The organism is Cereibacter sp. Soil_C_27, from assembly GCF_057657095.1.
Genome location: NZ_JBDGJD010000006.1, coordinates 222,879 through 233,392, shown reverse-complemented (window position 1 = coordinate 233,392; position 10,514 = coordinate 222,879). Strand labels below are relative to the sequence as shown.

Genomic DNA, 10,514 nt, shown 5'->3' with positions numbered 1-10,514 from the left:
GAGATCGTCGGCATCCGCCCGAACAAGAAGACCGTCTGCACCGGCGTCGAGATGTTCCGCAAGCTGCTCGACCAGGGCGAAGCCGGCGACAACGTCGGCCTCCTGCTGCGCGGTATCGACCGTGAGGGCATCGAGCGCGGCCAGGTGCTGTGCAAGCCGTCTTCGGTCAAGCCGCACACGAAGTTCGAGGCCGAAGCCTACATCCTCACCAAGGAAGAAGGCGGCCGTCACACCCCGTTCTTCGCGAACTACCGTCCTCAGTTCTACTTCCGCACGACCGACGTCACCGGCACCGTGCAGCTGCCGGAAGGCACCGAAATGGTGATGCCGGGCGACAACCTGAAGTTCAACGTCGAACTGATCGCCCCGATCGCCATGGAAGAAAAACTCCGCTTCGCCATCCGCGAAGGCGGCCGCACCGTCGGCGCGGGCGTCGTCTCGAAAATCATCGCTTAATTGCAATTGGAAGAGGGGCGGGCTCGGCACGCTGCCGGTCCCGCTTCCCGCCAAGCCCGAGGGCACCACATGACTCAGACTATCCGCATCAGGCTCAAAGCCTTCGATTACCGCGTTCTGGATGCCAGCACGCTGGAAATCGTCAACACGGCCAAGCGGACCGGCGCGCAAGTGCGCGGCCCGATCCCGCTGCCGAACAAGATCGAGAAGTTCACGGTTCTCCGTGGTCCGCACATCGACAAGAAGTCGCGCGACCAGTGGGAAATCCGGACGCACAAGCGTCTTCTCGATATCGTCGATCCGACCCCGCAGACCGTGGACGCGCTGATGAAGCTCGACCTCGCTGCCGGCGTTGACATCCAGATCAAAGTTTGAGGGAGCACCTGAACATGCGCTCTGGAGTTATCGCAAAGAAGCTGGGCATGACCCGGCTGTTCCTCGAAGACGGCAAGCAGGTTCCTGTGACCGTTCTTCAGCTCGACGCCCTGCAAGTCGTGGCGCAGCGTACGGCCGACCGGGATGGCTACACCGCCGTCCAGCTCGGCGCGGGCGTGGCCAAGGCCAAGCGGACCACCGCGGGCATGCGCGGCCACTTCGCCAAGGCGAATGTCGAGCCGAAGCGCAAGATCGCGGAATTCCGGGTCACTCCGGATTGCCTGATCGGCGTGGGCGAGGAAATCACCGCTGACCACTACTTCGCGGGTCAGTTCGTCGACGTCGCCGGCACCTCGATCGGTAAGGGCTTCCAGGGGGCGATGAAGCGTCACAACTTCGGCGGCCTCCGGGCGTCGCATGGTGTGTCGGTCTCGCACCGCTCGCACGGCTCCACCGGCCAGTGCCAGGATCCGGGCAAGGTCTTCAAGGGCAAGAAGATGGCTGGCCACATGGGCGCCGTCCGCGTCACCACGCAGAACCTGCAGGTTGTGCGCACCGACAGCGACCGTGGCCTTATCATGATCAAGGGCGCCGTCCCCGGATCGAAAGGTGGCTGGGTCACGATCAAGGATGCGGTGAAGAAGCCGGTTCCGGACAACGTGATCATCCCCGCCGCGCTGCGCTCGGCTGCTGCCGCTGCGCATGCCGCTGCTGAAGCCGCTGCCGCCGCTGCCGCCGCCGAGGAAGCCGAACGCGCTGCAGCACTCGCTGCCGAGCAGGCGGCTACCGAAGAAGCGGCACTGACCGCTGCCGACCAACCCTCCACCGGAGGCGAGACCAATGAAAACTGATGTGATCAAGCTGGACGCCAGCAAGGTCGGCTCGATCGATCTCGACGACGCCATCTTCGGGCTGGACCCGCGCGCCGACATCCTGCACCGCGTCGTGCGCTGGCAGCGGGCGAAAGCCCAGGCCGGTACCCACTCGACGCTCGGCAAGTCGGACGTGAGCTACTCGACCAAGAAGATCTATCGCCAGAAGGGCACCGGCGGCGCACGCCACGGTTCCAAGAAGGCGCCGATCTTCCGTCACGGTGGTGTCTACAAGGGCCCGACGCCGCGTAGCCACGCGCATGACCTGACGAAGAAGTTCCGGGCCCTCGGCCTGAAGCATGCTCTGTCGGCGAAGGCGCAGGCTGGCAGCCTGATCGTGCTCGAAGACATCGTCATGGGCGAGGGCAAGACCGCTCTCTTGGCCAAGGCGGTCAAGGAGCTGGGCTGGAAGCGCGTGCTCATCATCGACGGCGCCGAAGTGAACGAAAACTTCGCAATGGCCGCCCGCAACCTCGAGGGCGTCGATGTGCTGCCGTCGATGGGCGCGAACGTGTATGATATCCTCAAGCGTGACACGCTCGTGATCACCAAGGCGGGTATCGAAGCTCTGGAGGCACGTCTGAAATGACCGTGAAACCCGAACATTACGACGTGATCCGCAAGCCGATCATCACCGAGAAAGCGACGATGGCTTCCGAAGCCAACGCCGTTGTCTTCCAGGTGGCGATGGATGCGACCAAGCCCGCGATCAAGGAAGCCGTCGAGGCGATCTTTGGCGTGAAGGTGAAGGCGGTCAACACCACCATCACCAAGGGCAAGGTCAAGAAGTTCAAGGGCCGCCTCGGCGTCCGCTCGGACAAGAAGAAGGCCTATGTGACGCTCGAAGAGGGAAATACCATCGACGTCAGCACCGGCCTTTGATAGAAGGCCACGAATCTCACGGCCCCGGTCCTCCGGGGCCGTGGATTTTTTCAAGACGGGGATCCTCGGAGCCCTAAACCGGACCAGCAATGGTCCTCGAGCTAACGGAAGACAGAGAGCATGGCACTCAAGTCGTATAAGCCGACGACGCCTGGCCAACGCGGGTTGGTTCTGATCGACCGTTCGGAGCTTTGGAAAGGCCGCCCGGTCAAGACCCTCACTGAAGGTCTGACCAAGACGGGTGGACGGAACAATACCGGACGCGTCACGATGTGGCACAAGGGCGGTGGGGCGAAGCGCCTTTACCGCATCGTCGATTTCCGGCGGAACAAACTCGACATGGCGGCAGTCGTCGAGCGGATCGAATATGACCCGAACCGGACCGCCTTCATTGCGCTGGTGAAATACGAGGACGGCGAACTCGCCTATATCCTCGCGCCGCAGCGCCTCGCCGTGGGTGACTCCGTCATCGCCGGCGCCAAGACCGACGTGAAGCCGGGCAACGCGATGCCGTTCTCCGGCATGCCGATCGGCACGATCGTCCACAACGTCGAGCTGAAGCCCGGCAAGGGCGGCCAGATCGCACGCGCTGCGGGCACCTACGCCCAGTTCGTCGGCCGCGACGGCGGTTATGCCCAGATCCGCCTCTCCTCGGGCGAGCTGCGCATGGTGCGCCAGGAGTGCATGGCAACGGTTGGCGCGGTGTCGAACCCCGACAACTCGAACCAGAACTTCGGTAAAGCCGGCCGGATGCGTCACAAGGGCGTTCGCCCGACCGTTCGCGGTGTGGCCATGAACCCGATCGACCACCCGCACGGCGGCGGTGAAGGCCGCACCTCGGGCGGCCGTCACCCGGTCACCCCGTGGGGCAAAGGCACCAAGGGCAACCGCACCCGCAAGAGCAAGGCTTCGGACAACCTCATTGTCCGCTCGCGTCACGCGAAGAAGAAAGGGCGCTAATCCATGTCTCGTTCCGTTTGGAAAGGCCCCTTCGTTGACGGCTACGTCCTGAAAAAGGCCGAAAAGTCGCGCGAGTCGGGCAAGAACGAAGTGATCAAGATCTGGTCGCGTCGCTCCACCATCCTGCCGCAGTTCGTCGGTCTGACGTTCGGCGTCTACAATGGCAAGAAGCACATCCCGGTCGCCGTGACCGAGGAGATGATCGGCCAGAAGTTCGGTGAATATTCGCCGACGCGGACCTACTACGGTCACGCCGCCGACAAGAAAGCGAAGAGGAAGTAATCCATGGGCAAGGAAAAGAACCCGCGCCGCGTGGCCGAAAACGAAGCGATGGCGAAAGCCAAGATGCTTCGCACCTCGCCGCAGAAGCTGAACCTCGTTGCCGGCCTGATCCGCGGCAAGAAGGTGGACAAGGCGATTGCCGACCTCACCTTCTCGAAGAAGCGCATCAGCCAGGACGTGCTGAAGTGCCTGCAGTCGGCCATCGCCAACGCCGAGAACAACCACGGTCTTGACGTGGACGAGCTCGTCGTCGCCGAAGCCTTCTGCGGCAAGAACCTCGTGATGAAGCGCGGCCGTCCGCGGGCGCGTGGTCGTTTCGGCAAGATCATGAAGCCGTTCAGCGAGATCACGATCAAGGTCAAGCAAGTCGGGGAGACTGCGTAATGGGTCAGAAGGTCAATCCGATCGGCATGCGCCTTCAGGTCAACCGGACCTGGGACAGCCGCTGGTTCGCCGAGTCGAAAGACTACGGCAACCTGCTGCTCGAAGATCTCAAGATGCGCGAATTCATCCACGCCTACGCCAAGCAGGCCGGCGTGTCGAAGGTGATCATCGAGCGTCCGCACAAGAAGTGCCGCGTGACGATCCACACGGCGCGTCCGGGCGTGATCATCGGCAAGAAGGGCGCGGACATCGAGACGCTTCGCAAGAAGCTCGCGGCGTTCACCAAGTCCGAACTGCACCTGAACATCGTCGAGATCCGAAAGCCGGAACTGGACGCCCAACTGGTGGCCGAGTCGATCGCCCAGCAGATGGAGCGTCGCGTGTCCTTCCGTCGCGCCATGAAGCGTGGCGTGCAGAACGCGATGCGGATCGGTGCTCTCGGCATCCGCGTGAACGTCGGTGGCCGTCTCGGCGGCGCCGAGATCGCGCGGACCGAATGGTACCGCGAAGGCCGTGTGCCGCTGCACACGCTGCGCGCCGACATCGACTATGCGACCTGCGAGGCCGTGACCCCCTACGGGATCATTGGCGTCAAGGTGTGGATCTTCAAGGGCGAAATCCTTGAGCATGATCCGCAGGCGCATGATCGTCGTCACTCCGAAGCCCAGGAAGGCGCTGCACCGCGCCAGCCGCGCCGCGAACGCGCGTAAGGGAGCAAGAAGATGCTGCAACCGAAACGGACCAAGTTCCGCAAACAGCACAAGGGCCGCATTCACGGCGAAGCCAAGGGCGGCTTCCTGCTGAACTTCGGCACCTTTGGACTGAAAGCCACCGAACCCGAGCGCGTCACCGCGCGGCAGATCGAGGCGGCCCGCCGCGCGATCACCCGCCACATGAAGCGCCAGGGCCGTGTCTGGATCCGGATTTTCCCGGATGTCCCGGTCTCGTCGAAACCCACCGAGGTGCGGATGGGTAAAGGCAAGGGCTCCGTCGACTACTGGGCGGCCAAGGTGAAGCCGGGCCGGATCATGTTCGAGATCGACGGCGTGGCGGAAACCGTCGCGCGTGAGGCCCTGCGCCTCGGCGCGATGAAGCTGCCGGTGCTGACCCGCGTCGTCGTCCGCGAAGACTGGTAAGAACACCGGGGGCAACCCCGGGACAGAAGGCCCCGCCCCTGACGGCGGGGCCTTTTTTCATTGGCCGCAGGCGGGTGGCGAAAGCGCCGAGGAGGGAATCTTTTCCTTGCCCTTCTGGCACCGCTCCGCTAAACGACCGCATCCAGCGACTTCCGGCTCCGGGATTCGCAGGTTCATCATTGATCCACCGGGTTCAGTGTAACCCTGCAGTACGGGCAGGGGCGCTCTGGTGATTGAGAAGGGAATGGCGATGAACGCCTCGGAACTGAAATCGAAGACGCCCGACCAGCTGCGTGATCAGCTCGTCGCGCTGAAGAAGGAGGCGTTCAACCTGCGCTTCCAACAGGCCACCGGCCAGCTTGAGAACACCGCCCGCGTGCGTGCCGTCCGTCGTGACGTTGCCCGCATCAAGACGGTCCTGAACCAGAAAGCCGCTGAAGCGGCGGCGAACTGAGGAGCACGCACATGCCCAAACGCATCCTGCAAGGCACCGTGACGAGCGACAAGAACGAGCAGACCATCACGGTTCTGGTCGAGCGCCGCTTCAAGCATCCGCTGCTGCACAAGACCGTCCGCAAGTCCAAGAAGTACCGGGCCCACGACGAGAACAACACCTACAAGACCGGCGATCAGGTCCGCATCGAAGAGTGCGCCCCGATCTCGAAAACGAAACGCTGGACGGTGGTCACTGAAGCTTCGGCTTGAGTCCGCTTTCCGGTTCTGACGAAACCCTGGGGCTCGGTAATCCGGTCAGTCCCCAAAGGTCGGGAGAAACCAAATGATCCAGATGCAGACCAATCTGGATGTAGCTGACAACTCCGGCGCTCGCCGGGTTCAGTGCATCAAGGTTCTGGGTGGTTCCCACCGCCGCTACGCCAGCGTCGGCGACATCATCGTGGTGTCGGTCAAGGAAGCCATCCCGCGCGGTCGCGTGAAGAAAGGTGACGTCCGCAAGGCCGTCGTCGTGCGCACCGCCAAAGAAGTCCGTCGTGAAGACGGCACCACCATCCGCTTCGACCGCAATGCCGCCGTCATCCTGAACAACCAGGGCGAACCCGTCGGCACCCGTATCTTCGGGCCGGTCGTGCGCGAGCTGCGTGCGAAGAACTTCATGAAAATCATCTCGCTGGCGCCGGAGGTGCTCTGATGGCTGCGAAGCTGAAAAAGGGCGACAAGGTCGTCGTGCTGGCCGGTAAGGACAAGGGCAAGCAGGGGGAAATCACCTCTGTCGCGCCCAAGGACAACAAGGCCATCGTCGAAGGCGTCAACATCGCCATCCGTCACACCAAGCAGAGCCAGGCTTCGCAGGGCGGCCGCATCGCGAAAGCGATGCCGATCGACCTGTCCAACCTCGCGCTGCTGGATGCCAACGGCAAAGCCACCCGCGTCGGTTTCCGCATGGACGGCGACAAGAAGGTGCGTTTCGCCAAGACCACGGGAGATGCAATCTGATGCTCGACCAGGCAACCTATACCCCGCGCCTCAAGTCTTCCTACAAGGAGCGCGTCCGCGCCGCCCTGAAGGAAGAGTTCGGCTACAAGAACGACATGCAGATCCCGCGTCTGGACAAGATCGTGATCAACATGGGCGTCGGCGAAGCTGTCAAGGACACCAAGAAGGTGAAAGCCGCGGCTGAAGAGCTGTCGCTGATCGCCGGCCAGAAGGCTGTCGTCACCCACGCGAAAAAGTCGATCGCCGGCTTCCGCGTGCGTGAAGAGATGCCGCTCGGCTGCAAGGTGACCCTGCGCGGCGACCGGATGTACGAATTCCTCGACCGTCTGATCACCATCGCGCTGCCCCGCGTCCGCGACTTCCGCGGCGTGAAAGGCACCTCGTTCGACGGCCGTGGCAACTATGCCATGGGCCTGAAGGAACAGATCGTCTTCCCGGAAATCGAATTCGACAAAGTCGATGAAGTGCTCGGCATGGACATCATCATCTGCACCACCGCGAAGACCGACGCGGAAGCGAAGGCACTGTTGAAGCAATTCAACATGCCTTTCATCAGCTGATCGCGGGAGGAAAGAGATAATGGCGAAGAAATCCATGATCGAACGCGAAGTGAAGCGCGCCAAGCTGGTGAAGCAGTATGCTTCCAAGCGGCTCGCGCTGAAAGAGATCGCGAAGAACACCGAACTGCCGATGGAGCAGCGCTTCAAGGCGCAGCTCAAACTGGCAAGCCTGCCCCGCAACTCGTCCGCCACGCGGCTGCACAACCGGTGCCAGCTGACGGGCCGTCCGCATGCGTATTATCGCAAGCTCAAACTCTCGCGCATCATGCTGCGGGAACTGGCCTCGTTCGGTCAGATCCCCGGTATGGTCAAGTCGAGCTGGTAAGGAGGTTCAACCATGATGATGAACGATCCTCTCGGCGATATGCTTACCCGTATCCGCAACGCGCAGATGCGTGGCAAGTCCACCGTCAAGACCCCGGCCTCGAAGCTGCGCGCCTGGGTGCTGGATGTGCTGGCCGACGAAGGCTACATCCGGGGCTATGAGAAGGCAGACTCTGACAACGGTCAGGGCGAGCTGACGATCAGCCTGAAGTATTTCGAAGGTGCTCCGGTTATCAAGGAACTGAAGCGCGTCTCGAAGCCCGGTCGTCGGGTCTACATGGCCACCAAGGACCTTCCGAGCGTCCGCAATGGCCTTGGCGTCTCGATCATCTCCACGCCGAAAGGCGTCATGTCCGATGCCGCAGCACGCTCCGCCAACGTTGGCGGCGAAGTGCTCTGCACCGTGTTCTGAGGAGGGTATAATGTCTCGTATCGGCAAGAAGCCCGTTCCGCTGCCCAAGGGCGTGTCGGCCTCGATCTCGGGTCAGTCCGTCGAAGTGAAGGGGCCGAAAGGCACCCGTTCCTTCCGCGCGACCGACGACGTGACGCTGGCCATGGAAGAGAACTCGGTGAAGGTCACGCCGCGCGGCACGTCCAAGCGGGCGCGCCAGCAGTGGGGTATGGTCCGGTCGCAGGTGGAAAACCTGGTGACCGGCGTGACCACCGGCTTCAAGAAAGAGCTGGAAATCCAGGGCGTGGGTTACCGCGCCGCGATGGCCGGCAATGTGCTGAAGCTCTCGCTGGGCTACAGCCACGATGTGAACTTCGACGTTCCGGCAGGCGTGACCGTCACGACTCCGAAGCAGACCGAAATCGTTGTGGAAGGCATCGACCAGCAGCTCGTTGGTCAGGTTGCAGCGAACATCCGCGAGTGGCGCAAGCCTGAGCCCTACAAGGGCAAAGGCATCCGCTACAAAGGCGAGTTCATCTTCCGCAAGGAAGGCAAGAAGAAGTAAGGGGCGCAACAATGGCGAACACGAAAAGAGATCTGTTCCTCAAGCGCCGCCTGCGCGTTCGGAACAAAATCAAGGCGATGGCAAACGGGCGCGCGCGCCTGTCGGTGCATCGCTCGAACAAGAACATCAGCGTGCAACTGATCGACGACCTCAATGGCGTGACGCTTGCTGCGGCCTCGACCCTCGAAAAGGATCTGGGCTTCGTCGGCAAGAACAACGTCGAGGCTTCGGCGGCGGTCGGCAAGGCAATTGCCGAGCGCGCGAAGCAGGCCGGGATCGAAGAGTGCTACTTCGACCGCGGTGGTTTCCTCTTTCACGGCAAGATCAAGGCTTTGGCCGAGGCAGCCCGTGAAGGCGGCCTGAAGTTCTAAGGAGACGATGATGGCAGAGAGAGAGAACCGCCGGGATCGCAGCGACCGTGCGCCGCGCGAGGAAACCCCGGAATTCGCCGATCGTCTCGTGGCGATCAACCGCGTGTCGAAAACCGTGAAAGGCGGCAAGCGCTTCGGCTTTGCTGCTCTCGTGGTGGTCGGCGACCAGCGCGGCCGCGTCGGCTTCGGCAAGGGCAAGGCGAAAGAAGTGCCCGAGGCGATCCGCAAGGCGACCGAGCAGGCCAAGCGGCAGATGATCCGCGTCGCCCTGCGCGACGGCCGGACGCTGCACCACGACATGGAAGGCCGTCATGGCGCCGGCAAGGTGGTCATGCGGACCGCCGTTGCGGGTACCGGCATCATCGCAGGTGGTCCGATGCGCGCAGTGTTCGAGATGCTCGGCATCCAGGACGTCGTCGCCAAGTCGATGGGCTCGCAGAACCCCTACAACATGATCCGCGCCACGATGGACGGTCTGAAGCAGGAATCGAGCCCGCGTCAGGTTGCCCAGCGTCGCGGCAAGAAGGTTGCCGAGATCCTGCGGAAGCCCGAAGCCGAAGTGGTGGAGGCATAATCATGGCCGACAAGAAAACCATCGTCGTGAAGCAGGTGGCCTCGGCCGCCCGCCGTCCCGCGATCCAGACCGCGACCCTCAAGGGTCTCGGCCTGAACAAGATGAACCGCACCCGCGAGCTGGAAGACACGCCTTCCGTCCGCGGCATGGTCAACAAGATCTCGCATCTTGTGAAGATCATCGAAGAGCGCGGCTGAGCCACGCAGGGCGCGCCTCGGCGCGCCCTCGGACATGAGGGCGCGCGGGCTTGATCTGCGCGTCCTTTCCTATTATCAGGCGCGGGTGGAGAGCTCCGGCGAGCCGGTCGCGCCACGAGAATCAACAAGAAATGCCGTGTTTGCCCTGTCCGTCGCAGGTGGGGCAGTTCCGGCCAGGAGAATGCGACATGAAACTTCATGAACTTCACGACAACGAAGGCGCAACCCGCAAGAAGAAGCGTGTTGCGCGTGGTCCGGGTTCGGGCAAGGGCAAGACTGCCGGCCGCGGTATCAAGGGTCAGAAGTCCCGTTCGGGCGTCGCCATCGGCGGCTACGAAGGCGGCCAGATGCCGCTCTACCGGCGTCTGCCGAAGCGCGGCTTCACCAAGCCGAACCGCCGCGACTATGCCGTGATCAACCTCGGCCTGATCCAGAAGTTCGTCGACGCCGGCAAGCTCGATGCGAGCCAGCCGATCGACGAGGCGATGCTGGTTGCCGTGGGCGTCACCGGCCACAAGCGTGACGGTATCCGCATCCTCGCCAAGGGCGAGATCACCTCGGCGCTGACCCTCAACGTGTCGGGCGCTTCGGCTCCGGCAATCGAGGCGATCGAGAAGGCGGGCGGGTCGATCACGGTCCGCGCTCCGAAGGAAGAGGCGGCCAGCGCAGAATAAGGTTGTGAGCGCGTTGCATCGCGCTTACATCACCTGACAAGTTTTCCCGCGCCGCCGAA

General features: G+C 62.8%; 22 protein-coding genes. All 22 read left to right on the top strand.

Translation table 11 applies throughout. The annotated features are described in order from the left end of the window. Nucleotides 1–456: EF-Tu C-terminal domain-related protein (locus tag AC3A5Z_RS20785; RefSeq protein WP_487521176.1), on the top strand; the 456-nt coding region annotated here is incomplete at its 5' end. 69 nt (nt 457–525) lie between these two features. Next, nucleotides 526–831 (top strand): 30S ribosomal protein S10, encoded by a 306-nt coding sequence (gene rpsJ, locus AC3A5Z_RS20780; protein WP_107664261.1) that lies wholly within the window; start codon nt 526–528, stop codon nt 829–831. 14 nt (nt 832–845) lie between these two features. Further along, nucleotides 846–1,682 carry a 50S ribosomal protein L3 gene (gene rplC, locus AC3A5Z_RS20775; RefSeq protein WP_487521175.1) on the top strand — a complete coding sequence of 279 codons (837 nt, stop codon included), beginning with the start codon at nt 846–848 and terminating at the stop codon, nt 1,680–1,682. Then, on the top strand, nt 1,672–2,292 hold the full coding sequence (gene rplD / locus AC3A5Z_RS20770; protein ID WP_487521174.1) for a 50S ribosomal protein L4: 621 nt from the start codon (nt 1,672–1,674) through the stop codon (nt 2,290–2,292). Before rplC ends, rplD begins: the two co-directional genes overlap by 11 nt. Continuing rightward, nucleotides 2,289–2,585, top strand: coding sequence for a 50S ribosomal protein L23 (locus AC3A5Z_RS20765; protein ID WP_107664258.1), 297 nt, complete (start codon nt 2,289–2,291; stop codon nt 2,583–2,585). The genes rplD and AC3A5Z_RS20765 overlap by 4 nt, the downstream gene beginning before the upstream one ends. 120 nt (nt 2,586–2,705) lie before the next feature. Further along, entirely contained in the window at nt 2,706–3,545 is an 840-nt protein-coding gene (gene rplB, locus AC3A5Z_RS20760; protein WP_487521173.1) for a 50S ribosomal protein L2, read from the top strand. A gap of 3 nt (nt 3,546–3,548) precedes the next feature. Next, nucleotides 3,549–3,827, top strand: a complete 279-nt coding sequence (gene rpsS, locus AC3A5Z_RS20755; RefSeq protein WP_107664256.1) for a 30S ribosomal protein S19 — start codon at nt 3,549–3,551, stop codon at nt 3,825–3,827. Between the two features lie 3 nt (nt 3,828–3,830). After that, nucleotides 3,831–4,211 (top strand): 50S ribosomal protein L22, encoded by a 381-nt coding sequence (gene rplV / locus AC3A5Z_RS20750; RefSeq protein WP_107664255.1) that lies wholly within the window; start codon nt 3,831–3,833, stop codon nt 4,209–4,211. Next, the gene (gene rpsC / locus AC3A5Z_RS20745; protein ID WP_487521172.1) at nt 4,211–4,921 is read left to right on the top strand and encodes a 30S ribosomal protein S3; all 711 of its coding nucleotides are present in this window, start codon (nt 4,211–4,213) and stop codon (nt 4,919–4,921) included. The genes rplV and rpsC overlap by 1 nt, the downstream gene beginning before the upstream one ends. 12 nt (nt 4,922–4,933) lie before the next feature. Then, complete coding sequence (rplP, locus tag AC3A5Z_RS20740) at nt 4,934–5,347, top strand: 50S ribosomal protein L16 (RefSeq protein WP_107664253.1); 414 nt, start codon at nt 4,934–4,936, stop codon at nt 5,345–5,347. Between the two features lie 250 nt (nt 5,348–5,597). Then, on the top strand, nt 5,598–5,801 hold the full coding sequence (gene rpmC / locus AC3A5Z_RS20735) for a 50S ribosomal protein L29 (protein ID WP_107664252.1): 204 nt from the start codon (nt 5,598–5,600) through the stop codon (nt 5,799–5,801). A gap of 11 nt (nt 5,802–5,812) precedes the next feature. After that, complete coding sequence (rpsQ, locus tag AC3A5Z_RS20730) at nt 5,813–6,052, top strand: 30S ribosomal protein S17 (protein ID WP_107664251.1); 240 nt, start codon at nt 5,813–5,815, stop codon at nt 6,050–6,052. Nucleotides 6,053–6,125: 73 nt separating this feature from the next. Continuing rightward, nucleotides 6,126–6,494: a 50S ribosomal protein L14 gene (rplN, locus tag AC3A5Z_RS20725; protein ID WP_002722508.1), complete on the top strand. Its 369-nt coding sequence runs from the start codon at nt 6,126–6,128 to the stop codon at nt 6,492–6,494. Further along, nucleotides 6,494–6,799 (top strand): 50S ribosomal protein L24, encoded by a 306-nt coding sequence (gene rplX / locus AC3A5Z_RS20720; protein ID WP_107664250.1) that lies wholly within the window; start codon nt 6,494–6,496, stop codon nt 6,797–6,799. Before rplN ends, rplX begins: the two co-directional genes overlap by 1 nt. Continuing rightward, nucleotides 6,799–7,359 carry a 50S ribosomal protein L5 gene (gene rplE, locus AC3A5Z_RS20715; protein ID WP_107664249.1) on the top strand — a complete coding sequence of 187 codons (561 nt, stop codon included), beginning with the start codon at nt 6,799–6,801 and terminating at the stop codon, nt 7,357–7,359. The genes rplX and rplE overlap by 1 nt, the downstream gene beginning before the upstream one ends. A 19-nt stretch (nt 7,360–7,378) precedes the next feature. Next, entirely contained in the window at nt 7,379–7,684 is a 306-nt protein-coding gene (gene rpsN / locus AC3A5Z_RS20710) for a 30S ribosomal protein S14 (protein WP_107664248.1), read from the top strand. Nucleotides 7,685–7,696: 12 nt separating this feature from the next. Next, nucleotides 7,697–8,095, top strand: coding sequence for a 30S ribosomal protein S8 (gene rpsH / locus AC3A5Z_RS20705; protein WP_487521171.1), 399 nt, complete (start codon nt 7,697–7,699; stop codon nt 8,093–8,095). A 10-nt stretch (nt 8,096–8,105) separates the two neighbouring features. Next, a complete protein-coding gene (rplF, locus tag AC3A5Z_RS20700) occupies nt 8,106–8,639 on the top strand; it encodes a 50S ribosomal protein L6 (protein WP_487521170.1) in 534 nt (177 codons plus the stop codon). 11 nt (nt 8,640–8,650) lie between these two features. After that, the gene (gene rplR / locus AC3A5Z_RS20695; RefSeq protein ID WP_107664245.1) at nt 8,651–9,010 is read left to right on the top strand and encodes a 50S ribosomal protein L18; all 360 of its coding nucleotides are present in this window, start codon (nt 8,651–8,653) and stop codon (nt 9,008–9,010) included. Nucleotides 9,011–9,020: 10 nt separating this feature from the next. Beyond that, entirely contained in the window at nt 9,021–9,584 is a 564-nt protein-coding gene (rpsE, locus tag AC3A5Z_RS20690; protein ID WP_487521169.1) for a 30S ribosomal protein S5, read from the top strand. A gap of 2 nt (nt 9,585–9,586) precedes the next feature. Further along, a complete protein-coding gene (rpmD, locus tag AC3A5Z_RS20685) occupies nt 9,587–9,781 on the top strand; it encodes a 50S ribosomal protein L30 (RefSeq protein WP_107664243.1) in 195 nt (64 codons plus the stop codon). Nucleotides 9,782–9,969: 188 nt separating this feature from the next. Next, on the top strand, nt 9,970–10,455 hold the full coding sequence (gene rplO, locus AC3A5Z_RS20680; RefSeq protein WP_487521168.1) for a 50S ribosomal protein L15: 486 nt from the start codon (nt 9,970–9,972) through the stop codon (nt 10,453–10,455). Nucleotides 10,456–10,514: the final 59 nt, after the last annotated feature.

Excerpts from the sequence above, each read along its gene's own strand:
- rpsJ (WP_107664261.1), top strand. The coding sequence starts at position 526 with ATGACTCAGACTATCCGCATCAGGCTCAAAGCCTTCGATTACCGCGTT.
- rplC (WP_487521175.1), top strand. The coding sequence starts at position 846 with ATGCGCTCTGGAGTTATCGCAAAGAAGCTGGGCATGACCCGGCTGTTC.
- rplD (WP_487521174.1), top strand. The coding sequence starts at position 1,672 with ATGAAAACTGATGTGATCAAGCTGGACGCCAGCAAGGTCGGCTCGATC.
- AC3A5Z_RS20765 (WP_107664258.1), top strand. The coding sequence starts at position 2,289 with ATGACCGTGAAACCCGAACATTACGACGTGATCCGCAAGCCGATCATC.
- rplB (WP_487521173.1), top strand. The coding sequence starts at position 2,706 with ATGGCACTCAAGTCGTATAAGCCGACGACGCCTGGCCAACGCGGGTTG.
- rpsS (WP_107664256.1), top strand. The coding sequence starts at position 3,549 with ATGTCTCGTTCCGTTTGGAAAGGCCCCTTCGTTGACGGCTACGTCCTG.
- rplV (WP_107664255.1), top strand. The coding sequence starts at position 3,831 with ATGGGCAAGGAAAAGAACCCGCGCCGCGTGGCCGAAAACGAAGCGATG.
- rpsC (WP_487521172.1), top strand. The coding sequence starts at position 4,211 with ATGGGTCAGAAGGTCAATCCGATCGGCATGCGCCTTCAGGTCAACCGG.
- rplP (WP_107664253.1), top strand. The coding sequence starts at position 4,934 with ATGCTGCAACCGAAACGGACCAAGTTCCGCAAACAGCACAAGGGCCGC.
- rpmC (WP_107664252.1), top strand. The coding sequence starts at position 5,598 with ATGAACGCCTCGGAACTGAAATCGAAGACGCCCGACCAGCTGCGTGAT.
- rpsQ (WP_107664251.1), top strand. The coding sequence starts at position 5,813 with ATGCCCAAACGCATCCTGCAAGGCACCGTGACGAGCGACAAGAACGAG.
- rplN (WP_002722508.1), top strand. The coding sequence starts at position 6,126 with ATGATCCAGATGCAGACCAATCTGGATGTAGCTGACAACTCCGGCGCT.
- rplX (WP_107664250.1), top strand. The coding sequence starts at position 6,494 with ATGGCTGCGAAGCTGAAAAAGGGCGACAAGGTCGTCGTGCTGGCCGGT.
- rplE (WP_107664249.1), top strand. The coding sequence starts at position 6,799 with ATGCTCGACCAGGCAACCTATACCCCGCGCCTCAAGTCTTCCTACAAG.
- rpsN (WP_107664248.1), top strand. The coding sequence starts at position 7,379 with ATGGCGAAGAAATCCATGATCGAACGCGAAGTGAAGCGCGCCAAGCTG.
- rpsH (WP_487521171.1), top strand. The coding sequence starts at position 7,697 with ATGATGATGAACGATCCTCTCGGCGATATGCTTACCCGTATCCGCAAC.
- rplF (WP_487521170.1), top strand. The coding sequence starts at position 8,106 with ATGTCTCGTATCGGCAAGAAGCCCGTTCCGCTGCCCAAGGGCGTGTCG.
- rplR (WP_107664245.1), top strand. The coding sequence starts at position 8,651 with ATGGCGAACACGAAAAGAGATCTGTTCCTCAAGCGCCGCCTGCGCGTT.
- rpsE (WP_487521169.1), top strand. The coding sequence starts at position 9,021 with ATGGCAGAGAGAGAGAACCGCCGGGATCGCAGCGACCGTGCGCCGCGC.
- rpmD (WP_107664243.1), top strand. The coding sequence starts at position 9,587 with ATGGCCGACAAGAAAACCATCGTCGTGAAGCAGGTGGCCTCGGCCGCC.
- rplO (WP_487521168.1), top strand. The coding sequence starts at position 9,970 with ATGAAACTTCATGAACTTCACGACAACGAAGGCGCAACCCGCAAGAAG.